General features: G+C 65.4%; 2 protein-coding genes. Both read right to left on the bottom strand.

Going from position 1 to position 20,749, the window contains the following annotated elements; all coding sequences use genetic code 11:
* Positions 1 to 21 precede the first annotated feature (21 nt).
* Complete coding sequence (locus AC1TPF_RS23880) at positions 22 to 13,083, bottom strand: amino acid adenylation domain-containing protein (protein ID WP_482145475.1); 13,062 nt, start codon at positions 13,081 to 13,083, stop codon at positions 22 to 24.
* Positions 13,080 to 20,723 carry an amino acid adenylation domain-containing protein gene (locus AC1TPF_RS23875; RefSeq protein WP_482140195.1) on the bottom strand — a complete coding sequence of 2,548 codons (7,644 nt, stop codon included), beginning with the start codon at positions 20,721 to 20,723 and terminating at the stop codon, positions 13,080 to 13,082. The genes AC1TPF_RS23880 and AC1TPF_RS23875 overlap by 4 nt, the downstream gene beginning before the upstream one ends.
* Between the last annotated feature and the right edge of the window lie 26 nt (positions 20,724 to 20,749).

Genomic DNA, 20,749 nt, shown 5'->3' with positions numbered 1-20,749 from the left:
TCGAGAACCCATCACCAACGATCATTCAACCGGCCCGCGGTACCACTGCCCCACGATGTCCGGAGTCAGCATGTCGTCGTGCATCGCCGGTACGTGCGAGGATCGCACAACGCTGCGGCAATGCCCCTGCCAGAGTTCGCGGGTCGCATCCTGGGTCTCGAAGTGCAGATAACCCAACACCAGATCGATCGGCACCGAGACCTCACCATGTGTCGGCGCCTGCTTCATCAGCCGCAGGCAGCGTGCGTACGAAGCCATGAACGCACGGGCGTCGTCGAGGCTGTAATCCGCCATCGGTCCACCCGATTCTGCACTACGACAGGCGATCTGGGCTCGTGCCTCATCCCGGGGCAACCCGGCCACCGCATCGACGTCCGCGGCCGACAGTGCGGCATAGTGCGCAAAGATCCGAATCACCTCGCGCTCGAGCTGATCTGGATCCGGGGAGGTATTCACCGTGTCAGCGGCGACCGGTGGAGTGTCGAGGATGGTCAGGCCGCTGACGGTGGCACCGGCAGCCTCCAACTCGCGGGCGATCCCGAAGGCGATATGTCCACCGTACGAAAAGCCCAGCAGCTCATAGGGACCCTCGGGCTGGTGCTCGCGGATCACCTCGGTGTAGGTCGCCACCAGCTCGTCGAGGGTCTCGAAGTCCTGCGACGATCCGCCATGGGCCGGATCCTGCAGCGCGATCAGGCCATGGCCTTCGGGTAGATGCGGCACCAAACTCGAATACACGGTCCCCACCCCGGATATGGCGTGCACACAAAAGACGTAGCGACCCCGTGCCGACGGTGCGAGTTCCACCGCGATCGGATGGCCTTGTCCACTCTGGACTCCCGCGTCGATCGCCGCGGCGATCCCGGTGACGGTCCGCCGGTCGAAGATGGTCCGTAGGGCCAGCGGTAGTCCGGTCCTGCTGCGCAGAGCATTGGCAAACCTTGTCGCCGACAGTGATTGACCGCCGAGACCGAAGAAGTCGTCGTTCGACGAAATCGACACCTCCTGGCCGATCTCCAAGACCTCTCGCAGCACCTCGGCAACAAGGATCTCGGTCGCCGTCGCCGGGTCCCGGTGATCGATCGCCGCGAACGGCACCGGTTCCGGCAGGCCACTGGCGTCGAACTTGCCGTTGACGGTGACCGGCAATTCGTCCAGTTCGGCGAACGCAACCGGCACCATGTAGTCGGGAAGCCGCTCTGCCAGGAAGTCCCGCAACCGGGTGATGAGCCCGTCTTCGATTGCCCGGCCGGACCCGGCAGCGGTACGCGTGACGTAGGCCGCCAGGTAGGGCTCTGCGAGGGAACCACGCCTGCGCACAACAACTGCCGCCGTTCGCACGTCCCGGTGCGATTCCAGCACAAACCTGATCTCTTCGGTCTCGACACGGAAGCCGCGAATCTTGACCTGATCATCGATCCGGCCCAGATACTGGATCGAACCGTGCTCGGTCCAGCGGACGACATCGCCGGTGCGGTACAGGCGTTCGCCGACTGCACTGAAGGGATCGGCAACAAAGCGGGTTGCGGTCAGGCCCGGCTGACCGTGATAACCCAGCGCGACCTGGGGACCACCGAGATACAGTTCGCCGACGACGCCGACGGCCACCGGCCGTAGCGAGTTGTCGAGCACTCGCGCCGCCGAGTTGAAGGCCGGGCTCCCGATCGACAGACCCGCCCCCGAACCCTGTCCGCCGGCGACGACCTGCGCGGTCACCAGTTCACCGGTGATACCGACCGTGGTCTCGGTGGGTCCGTACAGGTTGTACAGATCTGCATCGAACCGGGCCAGTGCCGCGGCCGCGGTTGCCGCAGACAGTGCCTCACCACCGCAGAACACCCGCCGCACCGATGCGGTGGCCTCTTTCGGGAAGTCGTACTGCAGAAGAGCATTGAGCATCGACGGCACGAACTCGACCGTTGTCAGCTGTGCCCGCTCGATCTCGTCGAGCAGGTACTGCGGGTCCCGATGTCCACCCGGTTCGGCCATCACGACCGTGCCGCCGATCATCAATGGGACGAAGAACTCCCACACCGAGGCGTCGAACGAGAACGGGGTCTTCTGCAAGATCCGGTCGCTGGCATCGATTCCGGTGGCCCGTTGCTTCCAGACCAGGAAGTTGACCAGGCCCCGATGATCGATGACCACCCCCTTCGGGCGTCCTGTCGAACCCGAGGTGTAGATCGTGTAGGCGGCGTCGCCGAGCAGGATTGCCCGGCCCCGTTCGTCATCTCTGACCGGCTCTGTCGACAGTTCGGCCAGTTCGGCGCGCAGCGCGGCGTCGTCGAGTAGCACCACATCGGCGGCATCACCGAGTGCCGACACCGTCGTGGAATCGGCGATTGTCAGTGCCACCGCACTGTTTTCCCGGATGTACTCGATGCGATCGAGTGGATAATCGGCATCGATCGGCACATAGGCAGCGCCGGTACGCATGATCGCGGTCAGTACCGCGGGCAATTCCAGACTGCGTGGCAACGCCACCGCAACCCGATCCCCCGGGCGCACACCGCGGCGCAGGAGCAGGCGACTCAACGCGTTCGTCTGCATGTCGAACTGCGCATAGTTCAAACTCTGGTCACCGAACGCGACGGCCTCCGCAGCCGGATGCCGGTATGCCGCGTCGGCCAGCAGTTCGTTGATCGTGCCCGGCGGCAGGTCCACTTGCTCACCCGTCGACCATGCCGCCACATTGTCCGACTCTGTGGCCGACAAGACATCGATCTCACGCAGTGGCACATCCATGCGCCCGGCAACCGTACGCAGCACCGCGATCAGGCGCTCCGCGAGCGCCTCCACCGTAGACCGCTCGAACAGATCGCTGCTGTACTGCAACGCGCAGCCGACAACGCCGGTGGCCTGGTCTTCGGTGAAATCGAAGGAGAGCTCGAACTTCGCCGTGCCGTTGCCGGAAAGTTGTTCCGGTGCACCGATACCGGACGACGACGTATCCGGCAGCGTCCCGGTCAGGTAGACGATCATCACCTGGAACAGCGGGTGGATCGCCGGGGAACGGTTCGGCGCCACCGTCTCGACAACCTGCTCGAACGGCACGTCGCGATGATCGAAAGCGGCAAGATCGCTCTCCCGCACCCTTCCGAGCAACTCGATGAATGACGGCTGCCCGGACAGATCCGTGCGCAGCACAACCGTATTCAGGAAGTAGCCGACCATGTCGTCGAGCTGCGCGTCGCTACGCCCGGAGATCGGTGATCCGATCGCGATGTCGGTACCGGCGCCCATGCGGTGCAGCATTGTTGCGACCGCGGCCTGCATGACCATGAACATGCTGGCGCCGGTCTGAGCTCCGAGTTCTCGGAGCGGCCTGGTGATCCCGGCATCGATCCGGCGGAAGACGGTGCCGCCGCGATTGCTCATCCGATCCGGTCGTGGATGGTCGTAGGGCAATGCAAGCTCTTCGGGAACCCCTGCCAACCGGGTACGCCAATAGTCCAGGGCGACTGAGCTCCTGGAGCGTTCGTCGTTCGGGTCACCGAGTAGATCACGTTGCCACAGCACATAGTCGGCGTACTGCAACGGGAGCGGGGTCCAGTCCGGTGCAGCATCGGCCGATCGAGCCCGATAGGCCTCCGTCAGGTCTCGCTGCAACGGCGCCACCGACCACTCGTCGGTCGCGATGTGGTGCAGCACCAGCAGCACCAGATCTGCTCCGGCACCGGTCTTGAGAACGGTTGCCCGCAACGGCACCTCGCGATCGAGCTCAAAACCGTATGACACCGCCGACATGACCGCAGCGACCACCTCGGCCTCACCGACCGCAATCGACTCGACGGGCACGGTGACCGTCCCGGCCGGTTTGATGACCTGGACCGGTTCTCCATCGACCTCGGGGTAGACCGTGCGCAAAACCTCGTGCCGGGCAACAACATCGGCGAGCGCCTGCGCCAGAACCTGTTCGTCGATCGGACCGGGGTGAGACCAGAACACCGGCACGTTGTACGTGGGGTCGGCGCCACTGACGGCGTACATGGTCCACATCTGGGCCTGCCCGGACGACAGCGGAAGCCGATCAGAGCGGGTACGGGCCACCAACTGCGGACGCGTCTGCGTGGCCCGACTGTCCTTCAGGTGCTCGGCCAACTGGGCGATCGTGGGCTTCTCGAAGAGGTCCCGCATCCCCACCGAGACGCCAAGCCTCTCGCCGAGCGCGTTGCAGACCCGGATCGCGAGCAGCGAGTGTCCGCCGAGTGCGAAGAAGTCATCCTCTGCACCGACCGGTCCCTGCTCCGGGTCCCAGCCCAGCACGTCGCCGAAGATCTCACCGAGCACCGTCTCGAGCTCACCTTCGGGAGCTCGTGAGGTACGCGCCGCACTGACCGGAACCGGCAGTGACCGCCTGTCGAGTTTGCCGCTCGGCCCCAGTGGAAGAACGTCGAGTTCGATCATGTGCGTTGGAACCATGTAGCGCGGCAGCCGAGATGCGATGGCGCTGCGTATCGTTTCGACGTCAGGATGTTCCGTCGACGACGGGTCGAGCACGTAGTAACCCACGAGGTCATCCGCGTGCACGGCAACCGCAGCTGCCGACAATCCTCCGGTTTCGAGTATCGACGTTTCGATCTCACCGAGTTCGATACGCAAACCACGCAGTTTGACCTGCTGATCGGAGCGGCCACGATAATCGAGCCCGATCCGGCCCTCGCCGTCACGGCGCACACATACGAGGTCACCTGTCCGGTACAGACGCTCACCGACCACAAATGGGTGTGCCACAAAACGTTCCGCCGTGCGCCGCGGGTCCGCGTGATAGCCGCGGGCCAACTGCACGCCACCGAGGTACAGTTCCCCGATCACGCCTTCGGGAACCTGCCGGAGGAATGTGTCGAGGACGAACAGGTCGGTGCCCCAGACCGGTCCACCCAGCGACAGTGAAGCACTCACCAGATCAGGATCCTCGAAGGTTCCGTCACCCACACCGATTGCTGCACTCACGTCCACCGCTGCCTCGGTGGGTCCGTAAAGGTTGTCCAGGCGCACACCCGGCAGTCGGTTACGAAGCGTCTGCGCGACATCCGCCCGCAACGCTTCCCCACTGGCGATGATCGCCTCGAGTCCACGCTCGGCCAGATTCGGCACCGCTGTCACCGCCGGGGACGCCAAGAAAACCTCGAGCATCGACGGAACGAAGTGTGCGTACCTGATTCGCTGCTCGTCGATCAGCCGCGCCAGATACGCCGGATCGCGATGTGCTTCCGGTTCGGCGATCACCAGGGTGGCACCATATGCCAACGGCCAGAAGAGCTCCCACACCGAGACATCGAAGCTGATCGGCGTCTTGTGCAGAACTCGGTCACCGGCCCCGACGCCGTAGACACTCTGCATCCACACCAGCCGGTTGACGATCGCCCGGTGCGAGACCACAACACCCTTCGGTCGACCGGTCGACCCCGAGGTGAACAACACGTAGGCGGGGTGTTCCGGCAACAGCCGTTCGGTGCGTTCGCCGTCCGTGATCGGATCACCCGACAGTTCGGAGAGCGCTTCGGACACAAGCGAATCATCGAGAACGACGACCGGGATGCCCGCGGGCATGTTGCCCACCCAGTCGGCAACCGTGATCGCGACGACCGGTGTCGCGGCGTCGACCATGTATTGCAACCGGTCCGCCGGATAATCCACATCGAGCGGCAAGTAGGCGGCGCCCGCCATGACGACGGCGTGAATGGTCCTCAGCAATTCTTCCGAGCGTGGAATCGCCACGGCGACAACGGACTCAGGACCAACTCCGGAGGCGATGAGATGACGCGACAAACGTGCGACGGAGCCGCGGAAATCGCCATGCGACACCGATCCGCCGCCGGGGGTCAGCAAGGCCGGCTGCGGCTGCGGCGGGCGGGCGACCAACAGGTCCGCCAAGGTCGGCGGTGCCGGAACCCGAGCACCCCGGAGTGCGGCCAGCACCTCGTTGTCGGCTGCGTCGATCACCGTCAGATCGCCGACTGTGATGGCCGGACGCGCGGCGATCTGTTCGAGGACACCAACCAGCCTGCGGACGAAACCCTCTGCTGTGGAGCGGTCGAACTGTTCAGTCGAGTACTCGACGCCGATGGTCATCGACGCGTCGGCGTCGACAAAGGTGAACGCGAGGTCGAACTTGGCGTGCTGCGCCTGCAGGTTCTCGAATTCGGTTGGCATACCCAGGAAATCAGGGTTGCCACCACCGATCTGCAGGTAGCTGACCATCACCTGGAAGAGTGGGTTACGACCGGCGATACGCGACGGGCTCAGAGCTTCTACGATCTGTTGGAACGGCAGATCCTGATTCTCGAAAGCGGCCAGATCGACCTCACGCGTCCGCTCCAGCAGGTCGGTGAACGTCGGGTTACCCGAGACGTCCATCCGCAGCACCTGCGTCGAGACGAAGAAACCCACCAGGTCGGCCAGAGCCGGATCGCCTCGACCGGAGATCGGCGAACCGAGGGCCAGGTCGGTCCCGGCGCCGAGACGACTCAGCAGCGCGGCAACCGCAGCCTGGGTGACCATGAACATGCTGGCGTTGACCTTGCGTCCCACTGCCAGCAGCGCGTCGCGGACCTCGGGTCCGACCTGCGCGGTGACCATGTCACCGGCCCCGTTCGGGACCGTCGGGCGACGCCGATCGCGTGGCAGCTCGATCTCATCGGGCAGGCCGGCCAGCGTCTGTTCCCAGTAGTCCAACTGGCGCGCCGCGCGAGACCCGGGATCCGACACCGATCCCAGCCGCTCGAGCTGCCAGAGGGTGTAGTCGGCGTATTGCACCGGCAGGTCGGCGAATTCAGGTGCGGTACCGGACAACCGGGCCAGATATGCGATGGTCAGATCGGTCAGCAGCGGGCGGTCCGACCACTCGTCGGTGACCATATGGTGCAGGGCCAAAGCGATCACCGAGTGTTCGCCTGCCTCCCCAACCCGGACCAGGCAGGTCCGCAGAACCGGCCCGCGTTCGAGATCGAAAGGCCGGGTCAGATGTGCTGCGACACTGGTGCGGATAGCCGTGTCATCGGCGCCGCGGTGCTCGAGTACATCGAATGCCAGTGCATCGGCGGCCGCAACGACGTGTTGGGTGGGTTGTCCGTCCACGATACGAACCACCGTGCGCAACGCCTCGTGCCGGTCCAGCACGTCGAGAAGTGCCGCGCGCAGCGCATTCTCGTCGACAACTCCACCGACACGCGCGACATGCGCGTAGTGATACGCCAGGTCGTCACCATCGAGTGAGTTCAGGAGCCACAGGCGTTCCTGGGCCGGAGACAGCGGAACCAGTTCGGGCCGTGGCGTGTTCGCGACGGCGCTCAACGAGGAGGTTTGCGGATCGGCCCGGACATCTCCACCCTGCAGACGTGCGGCCAGGGCGGCCGGAGTCCGCGCCTCGAACAGATCACGGACCGCAAGCTTGCGTCCGTCGACCTCCACTCTGCCGACCAACTGCATCGCCGACATCGAGTGTCCGCCGAGTGAGAAGAAGTCATCGTCGATACCGACCTCGTCGACGTCGAGGATCGAGGCAAATGCCTCACACAATGCACGTTCGGTGTCGGTCCGCGGCGCACGTCGCACGCCACCGACGGCCAGTTCCGGCTTGGGCAGCGCGGCGATGTCCAGCTTGCCGTTCACGGTCATCGGCAGGCTGTCCACCGCCGAGAACAACGCCGGGACCATGTAATCGGGCAACAATCCTCCCAGGTACGCCCGCAACGCGGCCAGATCGCCATCGAAGCCCGTCGCGGGCACCACGTACGCGACGAGGCGTTTGGTACCGGGAACCGACGGATCCGGGGCAGCGATCACGGCAGCCCGCACGATGTCGTGATGGGCGTCGAGTACCGCCTCGACCTCACCGACCTCAACCCGATAGCCACGGATCTTCACCTGATCATCGGTGCGTCCCAGGAACTCCAGGTTCCCGTCGGCCCGCCATCGCATCAGGTCACCCGTGCGGTACATCCGCTGCCCGGCCGCCGCGAACGGGTCGGCCACAAATCGCTCAGCGGTCAGTGAGGCCCGATTGAGGTAACCACGCGCCAAACCGGCGCCGGTCACATACAGCTCGCCGACCACGCCCTCGGGTACGGGCCGGAGCCACGCATCGAGTAGGTGGGCCTGCGTGCGGCTGATCGGATGTCCGACGGTGGGTTTGTCACACTCGTCGGTGCCCGCGCCGAGTGTGTTGATCGTGTACTCGGTGGGTCCGTACAGGTTGTAGCCCAGCACATCCGGGGTTTCGCGTAGCTGTTGCCAGATGTTCTCGGGAACCGCTTCGCCGCCGAGCAGGACCAGGGGCGGGCGATGCCCGGGATACGGGGTTCTGACGTCCTCCGGTCCGGCGAGAAGTCCGGCCTCGAACAGATGGTGGGCGTACGTCGGGGTGACATTGACGACGTCGATGAGGTGCTGACGGCAGTAGTCCACCAGCCCGGCGGCATCGCGGCGGAGTTCTTCGTCGCAGACATGGACTTCGTGGCCTTCGACCAGCCACAACAGCTCTTCCCACGACATGTCGAACGCGAACGACACGGTGTGGGCGATGCGAAGCCGCCCGCTCCTGCCGGACTCAGCGACAGCCTGAACCGTCGGATCGAAAATTGCACTGCGATGGTTGAGCTGCATGTTCGTCAGCCCGAGATAGGGCGTCGACACACCCTTGGGCAGACCCGTCGAACCCGAGGTGAAGATGACATAGGCCGGATGCCGAAGGCGGCCGGGTGTTCCGGGCGCGAACATCCCGAGTTCGACGTCGGTCAACGGTGATTCAGGCAGATCGGCCAGATGTCCACGGGTCTTGGCGTCGTCGAGGACCAGCAGATTTCGCCCGCCGAGTCGCTGCGCCGTGCCCGCGACGGTGAGTACCACCATCGGATCGCCCTGGTCGAGGATGGCCGCGAGACGGTCGTCGGGATGATCGAGCTCCAGGGGCAGATAGGCTGCACCGCAACGGAGTACTGAGAACAGCGCAACCACCGTGTCGATGCTGCGGGGTAGCGCGATGGCCACGATCGACTCGGGACCGGCACCCTGGCCCGCCAGGAGTCGGGCCAATCGATTGATCCGGGCGTCGAGTTCTGCGTAGGTGACGCGCTGCTGCCCGAATACGAGCGCGATTTCCGCCGGGATCAGTGCCGCGCGCTCGGCGAGCATCTCGGAGATCGTGGTGTCGGGGAGGTCCTGGAGGTCGAGGCCGTCCTGGCGCGGTTCCCGTCGTTCCGCCGGGAGCGCAACGGGCAGCGCGGCAGCAGCGACGGTGCCGGGAGCATCTACGAACGTCGCGAGGACCGAACGGAACTCGTCGGCGATCGTGGCGGCGAGGTTGTCGCTGATCAGGTCTTTCCGGTACTCGATCCGGAAGCGGATGTCCTCGCTCGGCGTCACCACGATGGTGACCGGGTAGTGGGTGTGATCGAGGCTGCCCTCACCGAGCAGTCCGTGCCGCTGCGATTGTTCGGCCTCTTCGTCCTCGGTGCGGAAGTTCTGCAGCACGTACAGGACGTCGAACAGCGTCGAGACGCCGGCGGCGCGCTGGATTCCGGCGAGTCCCAAATGGTCGTATGCCATCGAGTCCACCCGGTCGGTCTGCACCCTGCGCACAAGTTCGGTGAGTGTCTCCCCGGGCCGCAGCCCCACCCTGACCGGAATCGTGTTCAAGAACAGCCCGATGACTCCTTCGAGACCGGGGACCTCGGTCGGGCGACCCGACACGGTGGAACCAAAAATCACATCGGCCCGACCGAGGTGACGTGAGAGCACCAGCGCCAGAGCGGAATTGAGTGTTGCGTTGAGCGTGACGCCCGCCAGACGAGATGCCCCACGGAGGGCGACTGAAAGATCCGCTCCGAGAGTGCGTTCGATGCGCGCCGGTGCCGCGGTCACCGTACCCGCCGCACGCGGCGCGAGCAGCGACGGTTCTTCGACACCGGAGAGGATCTGCGCCCACGCGTCGTGCGCGGCCTGCTGGTCCTGTCCACCCAGCCAGGCAAGGTAATCGCCGAACGTCGCATGCGGAGCTTCGACGGTGCCGCAATCCGTTGCGGCATAAAGTGCCAGCAGCTGGGAGACAAAGGGGCCACCCGACCAGCCGTCCCACAGCATGAACTGACGATTGATCACGAGTCGGTCATGACCTGAGTCGAGATGGACAAGCGTCATCCGCCACAGCGGCGGTGCATCGAGCGTGAACGGGGTTCGCCGGTCCCGGAGCAGCTCTGCTTCGAGCATCGCCTCGCGATCGGCAGCCGGGTATCCCGACAGATCGACTTCGACCAATGCGGGTTCAAGATCGTCGACCACGAATTGGACCGGCGCATCAAAACCGTCGACGGTGAATCCCGCACGGATTGCGGGATTGCGTTTCATCAGCTCGGTGGCGGCGACCCGCAACCGGTCCGCGTCGAGCTGGTGATCGACGTCCAGCCAGAACTGTGCCGTGTAGATGTCGTTTCCGCTGTCCACCTGGGCCTGATAGAACAGGCCCTCCTGTAGCGGCGACAGTGGCCACACATCAGAAATGTGTTCTCCGGCCAGTGAAATCAGGGCCTCGTCCTGCTCGGGGGTCACCCGTACCAGGTAGCGCGACGTCCGCGCCGCTGCCGCGGGCAACAGAGCTGTCAGGGTCTGCGACCAGATCGTCGAAAGCTGTTCGAACTCGAGTTCACTGGCCGCCGAGAACCTTCCCTGCACATGCGCCGACCAGCCGTCAGCACCGCGACGCAGGGCCAGTCTGATCGCCGTCTGCGCAGGCAACGGTTCGTCGGTGTCCAGTCGTTCGACCCGCAAGTCGACCGGTGGTAAGGCCGCCAGGGCGGCGCCTGCCTGCGGCTGCAGGTGACGAAGAATCTCGTAGCGCACATCCGCTGCGTCGGACCAGAACTCGCGGGCGGTCTCGATGAGCTGCGCCGACTCGGCCCCCGAACCTGTCGACAACCGGATGGGCGCCACCGAACGGAGCGGGCCGACGGTCCCGGACAGGTCCAGGCCGAACGGGGTCTTGTGATGGATGTCCTGGCCGACTTCGAAGACGACCTCGGTCCGGTCGATACCGCGGGCGGCATCCCAACGCGCGATCGTCGCAGCCGCCGCGGCTGACAACACCGCGGTGAGTTCTTCGGGTGCGAGCTCATCGGGTGCGCCAACGGGTGATTCGGACTCGTATCCGGTCTGCGCCGTCTGATCCGAATCCCCCTGGTGGGTCACCCCGGCCGCCACCCGACCGCCCGGGGCATGGACCGCAAGCCAGCGGGGCAATTCGGCGAGCAGTTGGGGTGAGCGCGATCGGGCCGAGAGTTCGCGGGCCAGCGCTGCGATGTGTGTTGCGGGAGGATCGATTCGAATCGCCCGTCCGGCAAGCGCGTCCGAAGCGGCCTGTTCCAGCTCGACCGCCAGTACGTCCAGCGACACCTCATCGACGAACAATGCGGCAACCGTCAGATGTGCTGTGAGTTCGTCGGATCGCCAGTGCGCGCACAGGATCCGGCCGGCGCGGACGTCGATCTCGTCTCCAGAAGATGCGGTTTCGGGATCGACCGGTTCCAGGGACCACAGTCCCGCAGCGGGTTCGGCCAACCGGCTGTGCAGGATCGGATGGGCGCTCACCAGTGAATACGCCGCGTCGCGGACGACCTCGGCGGTGGATCCGGCGGGCAAGGTCACCGTCCGGGTCCGCAATGCTGCGACGGTCTCAGGCTGGTGCCGCGCCCGGTGCAGGGACGGAAGCAGTGGCAGTGCTTGCGGTTCGCCGCCGGACACCGCCACAGCGCTCGACCCCAGTGCCTGCAGCCTGGCGGTCGGGTCGACAAACAGTTCCTCGAAGAACGCCTCCAGTTCGCGGCTGATCTCGAGCACATCATTTTTGGCGTCGGCCACACCACGCAACGCGATGCGGATCGGTTCGAGACCCCGCTGAATCACGGCGAGGAACTCGACGTCTCCGACCGGACCTGATGCGAGCGGGACGAACTGCGCAGGCAAACCTCCGACGGTCGCGTTCGAGGAGGCGGACAGGACGTTGATACCGGCGCCGAACATGCGGTACCCGGGGTCGAGGCCGCGTAGTTCCCGGCCGAGGTCTTCACCCCGAAACCGACTGTGCTTCAACATCTCGGCGAGACGGTCGGCGACTCTGCGGGCGATGTCGGTGAGTGTGTCGCGACCGTCGACGGGAATTCGCAGTGGCAAGACACTGGTCACCATCGCCGGAACGGTTCGCAGTTCACTGACCCCACGCGCGGTGGTCGGCAGCGCGAAGACGATGTCGGACAGACCGGTCCTTCGATGGGTGAACGCGGCGAGCACACCGATCAGCACCTGCGCCAACGACAGACCGTGATCCTTGCCCAGGTCCTGCAGGACCTTCGTGCGGTCGGTGTTCAGGATCACCGCAGCATGCTCGGTCCCCTGCGCGGCCGGCAGAAAGCGATTCAACAGACGCGGGGCAGGCGGCAGGTCGGCCATCTGCCCGACCCAATACGCCCGGTCTGCGTCGAACTGATCGGAGTTCCGATAGTCCTGATCTGCCTTGACGTAGCCCTCTATCGACCATCGCGGTCCCGGATCGAACTCGGCAGGTGCGGGGTAGGCACGACGCACAGAGAGGCCGAGCTGCATCAGTCCGACACCGTCGCAGACGATGTGGTGTGCGTGCAGGAACCAGATGGTCACAGAGTCCGACAACAGCAGGACTGCGGTCCCGAACAGATCGTCGGTGGCGACGTCGTGGGGCCGGTCGAGCTCAGCTCGCATCCACGCCATCGCGGCAGCACGCGGATCTGCGTCCGCGCGCAGATCGACAACGTCGGGAATGGTGTTCCCCGGCGGCGTGACGATTTGCCGGAGTTCTCCGTCAGACGCCATGGTGAACCGAACGTGCAGGGTGGGAGCTTTGGCGACCACGCTGCCGATCGCAGTGGTGAGGCGATCGATGTCGAGCGGACCCGACGTCACCTCTCCATAGAGTCCGGTGTTGTAGAGGGTGGCGTCCTGCGCGGTCTGCGCGCCGAGGAACACATCCCGCTGAGCAGCCGTGGCAGGCAGCGTCACCGGACCCTGCGCTGCGGTCTCGTCCACGTTGCCGTAAGACTCCTTGACGTCGGTCACCGTGCTACCTCCACCGAATTCGTGGCGGGATCCGCCAATTGCCCACTGACCGACATCCATCGCCGCGCCACACTCACCACTTCGTCCTCGGCCAGGACACTCGGCAGGTAGGTGAACCTGCCACGCAGTACCGGGCCATCGGGCCCATCGATGCACACGATCTCGATCTCCAACGCATACGGGACACCAAGATCCGTATCCGGTGGGGTAACAAGTGCCTGTGACTCTTCAGACGGCAGCCAATCACCACCCTTGCCGACCGGGATACGCCCCAAGTAGTTGAACAGCACTTGGGCACTGCCTGTTTCAGACAGAATCGCACTGGTCTGGGGATCGAGGTGGCGAAGCATTCCATATCCGAGTCCGGATCCCGGTACCGCGGCCAGCGCTGCCGCCGTCTGCGCCACCGCGTCGTCAACAGATGTGAAGGCGGGCAACCGAACCGGTGCCATCGCGGTGAACCAGCCGAGTGTTCGCGTCAGTTCCACCGACGGACCCGAATCGGGATCTTCACGGCCATGACGCTCGACATCGACGACGATTTCACGTTCACTCTCGCCGAGAACCGCTCGAACCGATCCGAGCAGGACCGCGGTCACCTCGACTCCGGACAGTGCCGGCACCGACGTGAGCAGCGCAGCGCTGGTCTCGGTATCGAGTGCGACCTCGACCATGCGCTGCTCGCCCACCGTCCCGGCCACCGGACCCGAAACCAGTTCGCCGCCGGGCGCCAGCACATCTTGCCAATACGAGAGCTCACGCTGCCGACCGGAGTCGAGCGCCGCAGCCGAAACCCGGTCCGCGAACTCCGTCAACGTGGTTCGCGCGGGCAGCAGATCGATCGGCCTGCCGGCCTGGACGTCCGCCCACGCCTGTTCCAGGTCTTCGAGGATGATCCGACGGGACACACCGTCGATGGCCAGGTGGTGGATGACAAGAACCAGCCGGCCCGGGGTGCTGGGCCGGTCGAGGTAGACCGCGGCCAGCATCCGGCCGGCTTCAGGATCGAGGCGATCGCGGGCGGCCGAGGAAGCGTGGGCCACCGCATCGCCGAGGTCGGCGTCATCGGACACTCGCACCACTTCCACGCAGTCTGCGCCCGACACCGCGCCCCGTGGCCTGATCTCGAGCGACCACAGGATGCCTGCAATATCGGTGAGCTGCAGGCGCAAGGCGTCGTGATGATCGACCATGGCCGACACGATCGAGCGAATGACCTCACCGTCGGCCGATACCGGAACCTGCACCACCATCGACTGATTGATGTGGGTACTCGATCCGCCCAGCTCACGTAGACGAGACATGATCGGCAGCAATGCAACCGGGCCGACCGCGGCATCGATATCGGCTTGGTCCTGCGACTCGTTTGTCGCCACCGCCGCGAGTGCGGCGACGGTTCGGTGGGTGAAGATATCCCGTGTCGCCAAGGTCAGACCTCGGCGCTGCGCCCGGTTCACGAGCTGGATCGACACGATACTGTCACCGCCGAACGCGAAGAAGTCGTCGTCGACCGAAACCTGTTCGAGTCCAAGCGTTTCGGCAAACACCTCACACAGGATCCGCTCGTTGTCGGTCTCCGGCTCCCGCGAGGTAACACTCGTGGTGAAGTCCGGATCGGGAAGTGCGCCGCGATCGAGCTTGCCGTGCGGTGTCATCGGGAAGTCGGGCAAGAACACCAACGCCGACGGCACCATATAATCGGGAAGCCTGAAGTTCAACTCACTGAATATGCGGTCACGAGAAGTGAGGACCGCTGATTCCGGATCAGCCGAATCGGGTTTGCTCGCAGCAACCACGTAACCCACCAAAATGGTTGCACCCGAGGGGCCCTCACGGTCGACCACGACAGCGTCGCGGACGCCCTCGACGTCGCGGATCGCCGCCCCGATCTCACCGAGTTCGATACGGAATCCGCGGATCTTGACCTGCTGGTCGGCGCGTCCCACGTAGTCGAGGGCGCCCCGATCGGTCCACCGGACCACATCTCCGGAGCGGTACATCCGCTCCCCTTCCGCGCCCCAGGGGTCGGCGACGAAACGCACGCTGCTGAGACCGGCGCGCCGCAGATACCCGGCGGTGACCTGTGGCCCCGAGAGGTACAGCTCACCGCTCACGCCCACACCGACGGGGCGCAGCAGGTGGTCGAGTACGCGCGCCCGGAATCCGGCAAGCGGGGCGCCGATCAAACTCGACGGCACCCGGGTGTCGTTCTCCGTGATCTGGAGCCAACTCGCGTGGACGGTGGTCTCGGTGATGCCGTACATGTTGATCAGAGCCGGACCTGCCTGCGCGTCACCGGATACGCGGCGGTGCCGTGCAAACCACCCGGAAAGCGCCGGGAGTTCCAGGGCTTCGCCGCCGAAAATGATGTACCGCAACGACTCTGCCATACCCGGCGTTTCGGTGTCGGCCGCATCGAACTGCCGGAAGGCGGTAGGGGTTTGGTTCAGGACGGTCACACCGGCACGGTTGATCGTCTCGAGCAGCGCCCGGGGCGATCGGGCCTCGTCGCGACCGAGAACCTGGATCCGGCCCCCGTAGGCAAGTGCCCCCCACAATTCCCACACAGAGAAGTCGAACGCGTAGGAGTGAAAGAGCGACCATACGTCGCTCGGGCCGAACTCGAACCGACCTGCGGTGGCACCGAGCAAGGCGCACACATTGCCGTGCGAGACGACCACACCCTTGGGCCGACCGGTGCTGCCCGACGTGTAGATCACATAGGCCGGATCCTGTTCTGTCAGCACCACCAGCGGCATGGGCGCAGCCGAATCGACGGTCTGCCAGGCTGTCTCGAGGTCCACCACGGTTGCCTGCGGCGGCAATCCGGTAGGTGGGCGGGTGCCACCGGCAACCACGACGACGCTCGGAGCACAGTCCTGCACAATCATTCTGATTCGATCGGCCGGGTAGTCGGGATCGATCGGGACATATGCCGCACCTGCGCGCAGGGTGGCGAGTACCGCCACCACCAGATCCGTTGTCCGCGGGATCATCAACGCCACAAAGCAGCCGCGTCCGACTCCGGCTGCCACCAGTGTCGCCGCCAGTGTTCGTGACCGTTGGTCGAGCTCGGAGTAGGTCAGGGCCGCGTTCGCGTCCTGCACCGCAACCGATTCCGGATGGTTGCGCACGGACTGCGCGAACACATCTGTCAGCGACGACGCCACCGGAGTGCAGGGGTGCGCGCCTGCCAGCACCAACTGCGATTCGGTGGCGGTGATCAATCGCAACGAGGACACCTGGGTGGTCAGGTCTTCGGCCATGGCCGTGAGTACGGCCCGCACCCGTCCTGCCATCGTCGCCACGGTCGATCGATCGTAGAGATCGGTTGCGTACTCGAATGTTCCGGTCAATCCGCGGCCCTGCGCCGATTCGCGGAACTCACACGTCAGATCGAACTTTGCAGTCCGGGAATCGGCAAAGACCGGTTCAGCGACCGTGCCCCGGAACTTCGGGGCGACAATCGCGTTCCGGTACTGCACCAGGGTCTGGAACAACGGTTGACGCGCCAGCGAGCGCTCCGGATCCAGATCGTCGACGATTCGCTCGAACGGAACATCTTGATGCACATACGCTTCGAGGTCGGTGGTGCGAATGGTCGCGATCACCTCGGCCAGGGTCGGGTCACCACCGAGGTCCGTGCGCAGTACCAGCGTGTTGACAAAGAACCCGACCAATTCATCGAGAGCGTTGTCGGTGCGACCCGCAACCGGTGTTCCGACCACGATGTCGGTGCCTGCGCCCGACGCCGACAGCGCAATGGCCGTCGCCGCGTGGACCATCATGAACATCGTCGATCCGGTGACCCGCGCAACCTGCCGCAGGGCAGCGAGTTCTTCCGCACCCATGCTGAACTCGACTGTGCCGCCGCGATACGTCGCATGTACCGGACGCGCCCGGTCGTAGGGCAACGGCAGCTCAACGGGTATCCCCGCAAGCCGGTCCCGCCAATAGTCGAGTTGCCCACGGGTGAGTTCGGTCGGCTGATCCGGTTCCCCGAGGACGTGACGTTGCCACAGCGCGTAGTCCGCGTATTGCACCGGCAGCATCGGCAGTGACTCACCCTGATAGGCCCGGGCCAGGTCATTCATCAACGCCGTCGCGGACCATTCGTCGGCGACGATGTGATGGACCAGCAGCACCAGCACGCAGTGTTGCGGACCGATGTCGATCAGCTCGCCGCGGATCGGGAGTTCCGAGGTCAGATCAAAGGTCTGCTCACCGAGAGACTGCAACTTGTCGGCCACATCGCCGTCGCCACAGGAACTCTCGTTCCACGCCACCTCGGTTCCGACAGGAAGGATGACCTGCATGGCGTGACCGGTCTCGGCGTCTTCCGGGAAGATCGTTCGCAGTGCCTCATGCCGGTCCACCACCGCTGCCAGGGCCCGCCGCAGCGTATCCCGGTCGAGGTGACCACGCAGCCGCAATGCGAAGCGCAGGGTGTAGGCCGACCGGGTTTCTTCGATCCGGTGCAGGAACCGAAGGCGCTGCTGCGCGAACGACAAAGGCAGCGGTGCGGGCCGGGTCTGCGCCACAAGAGGTTCGGTGGCCGTGCCGGCATCGGACTCGACAAGTTCCGCCAGTTGTGCGGGTGTGGGTCGTTCGAAGATGTCGGCGACGGTGAGCGCTGAGCCGAGTGCCGCGCGCAACCGGGTGATCAGGCGGGTGGCCGACAGCGAATGCCCACCGAGATCGAAGAAGTTGTCCTCGGGTCCGATCATCGAAACGCCCAGGACCTCGGCGAACAGGGTGCACAACTGCGCCTCCGCCCGGGTGCGCGGTTCGCTGCGCCCACCACCCTCACCGGTGACAACGGGTTCCGGCAACCTCCCACGATCGAGCTTGCCGTTCGGGAGGACCGGAAGGTCCTCGACCAGGGTCCACGCGGTGGGGATCAGGTGTCCCGGCAGCCGCTGGGACATCGCCTGGCGCAGCGTCTGCCCTGTCACGCCACCATGTTCGGGCACAACGTACCCGGCCAGCAGGTTGTCGCCGTGCGCGTCGGCACGGACCGCAACAGCACCCGCCCGGACCTCGGGCAACGCCGCCAGGACCGCCTCGACCTCGGCCAGTTCGACGCGGTGACCCCGGATGGTCACCTGGCTGTCGCTGCGGCCCAGTAGTTCCAATCGGCCGTTCTCGTCGAAGCGGCCGAGGTCACCGGTGCGATAGAGCCTGGTGCCGTGCCCGGCAGGATCCGCTACAAAGGCCTGCGCGGTGGCGCCCGGTCGACCGCGGTAGCCGCGCGCCAACTGGGCACCACGTACGTACACCTCGCCGACCGCACCCGGCGCGGCCGGCTGCAGGAACATGTCGAGCAGAGCGATCCCGGTGCCGGGTACCGCAGAGCCGACCAGTACCCGGTCGCCCGGAGTCACCACCGCAGTGGTCACGTCACCGGCGACCTCCGACGAACCGTACGAGTTGACCAGCTGTGCACCGGGCGTCGCGCGGCTGATCCGATTCACCGCATCGGTGGTGAGCGGTTCACCGCTCAGGATCCATCGGCGCAGCGATGGCACCGGCGTGGTGTCCACCAGCGTCGTGGCCAGTCCGCCGATCGCCGTCAGCTGGCTGACCACATGGTCACCGATGAGCCGTCCCAGGGCTTGTGGGTCTTTGGCCTTCCCGGAATCGGCCATGACCACCTGTGCCCCGGATGCCAGCGCACCGAGTAGTTCTGTGGATCCGTCGATGAAACTGAACGAGCTCTTCGCGAGCCGGACATCGGCAGCGGGCAACGACCAGTCCCGCGCCGCCCACGCGATTCGGTTGGCAAGCGCACCTGCTGTTCCCAGCACCGCCTTGGGCGTGCCGGTCGACCCGGATGTGTAGATGACGTAGGCAATCGCGGCCGGGATGTACGTCCCGGCCGCTCTCGGGGTGCGCCTGTTTCGGGATTCGATCGTCACCGGATCGACAACCGGGCAGCCCGCGAAGGCACCAACTCGCGGATCGTCGGTGACCACCAGCGCGGGTACGGCATCGGAGACCATGTAGGAAATCCGCTCGGCCGGGTACTCCAGGTCGATGGGCAGATACGCCGCACCCACCTCTAGTGCGGCCAGCATCGACACCACCGCGTCGATGCCACGCGGCACCGCAATCGCAACGACACTCTCGCAGCCGATTCCACGCGAGACGAACTCGTGCGCGAAGTCGTCGACGCGGGCAAGCAGGTCTTCATAGGTGAGCGTTGCGGATTCGGTCACCAGCGCGGTCGCGTCAGGGCCGGCTGCCGCGCGGGTTCGAATCTGCTCCGGCACCGACGGCGTGGGCCCGCCGGGGGTGATCGCCGACCACGTCTCGAGTTGCTCGCGCTCTCCAGACAGCGTGAAATCGATGCTGCCCAGCGAGCGCCCAGGTGCTTCGGCAAAGAGGCTCAGCCCCATGCACATCCGGTCGACCAACGACCGGACCACCTGTTCGGCGACCCGGCTCGGCGAGAACTTGACGAGGATCCGGATCCCGGACGCCGGTGAAGGGACCACGGTGAGGGACAGTGGGAATTCGGTGGCGTCCGCGATGGCCGGCTCACCCATATCCAGGCCCGCACTGCGTTGTGCCTCGTCGATCACCGCGGAGTCGATCAAGAAGTTCTCGACCACCAGCATGGTGTCGAAGAGGTCGCCGACCCCGGCAGCGCGCTGCAGCACACCCAGACCCACGTGCATCGCGGGCATCAGCGCAATCTGCTTTCGCTGCAGCGTGATTGCGTTGTCGATCAGGCTGCATGACGGCGACAACCGCACCCGGACGGGCACGGTGTCGACAAAGGTTCCGATGGACGACTCGATGCCTTCGATCTCCGGCGGGCGCCCCGAGACCGTTGCGCCGAACACCACATCGCTGCGTCCGAGATGTTTCCCGAGAACAGTCGCCCACACCAGTGACAATGCGGTGTTGAGCGTCAGACCTGCCGCACCGAGCGTTTCGCGAAGCCGGGTGACCACCTCGGATTCCACCGACACCTCGAACTCGGTCGGCAGTTCCGACCGTGCGCCCGGTGATCGCGGCTCGGCGAGCAAGGTGCCACCGTCTAGTTCGGCCAGCTCCGGCTTCCAGAACTGTTCCAGGCGTTGCCCACCCGACTGCTGGTCAGCCGCGAGCCATTTGAGGAAACCCCAGTAGGCGCTCGTGCCGTCTGACGGCTCGGTGAGATCGTCTCCGTAAGAACGCAATACATCGGCCAGCAGCAGATACAGCGACCACCCGTCCACGATCAGGTGGTGCACGGTCAGCACCAGGGTGCACTGCTGCGGGGCGGTGCGTACCAGGGCCGCGCGCAACAGTGGCGGTGCGGTGAGGTCGAACCGGTGTGTGCGTTCGGCGGCGACCAGGCGGGCGAGATGCTCGATCTGCTCGGGCTCGGGCCGGTCGGAGTCGTCGAACTCCTGCCACCCGAACTCGGTCGACGACCGGACCAGGCCCACGGGCTCGCCGGTCTTGCGGCGGGCGAAACCGGTGCGCAAACCGGGATGCCGATCGATCACCGCTGCAATCGCCGACCGCAGCCGCTGCGCGTCGACCACACCCTGCAAAGGCACCGACAGGACGATCGAATACGGATCGGTCCCAACCGCATTCGTGGACTTATAGACCAACGATTCCTGCAACGGGGTCAGCGGCACCACGTTTTCGAGCGTGGACGATGTAGCGG

Source organism: Williamsia sp. Y853, assembly GCF_056786495.1.
This window is presented reverse-complemented; position numbering and strand designations above follow the sequence as displayed.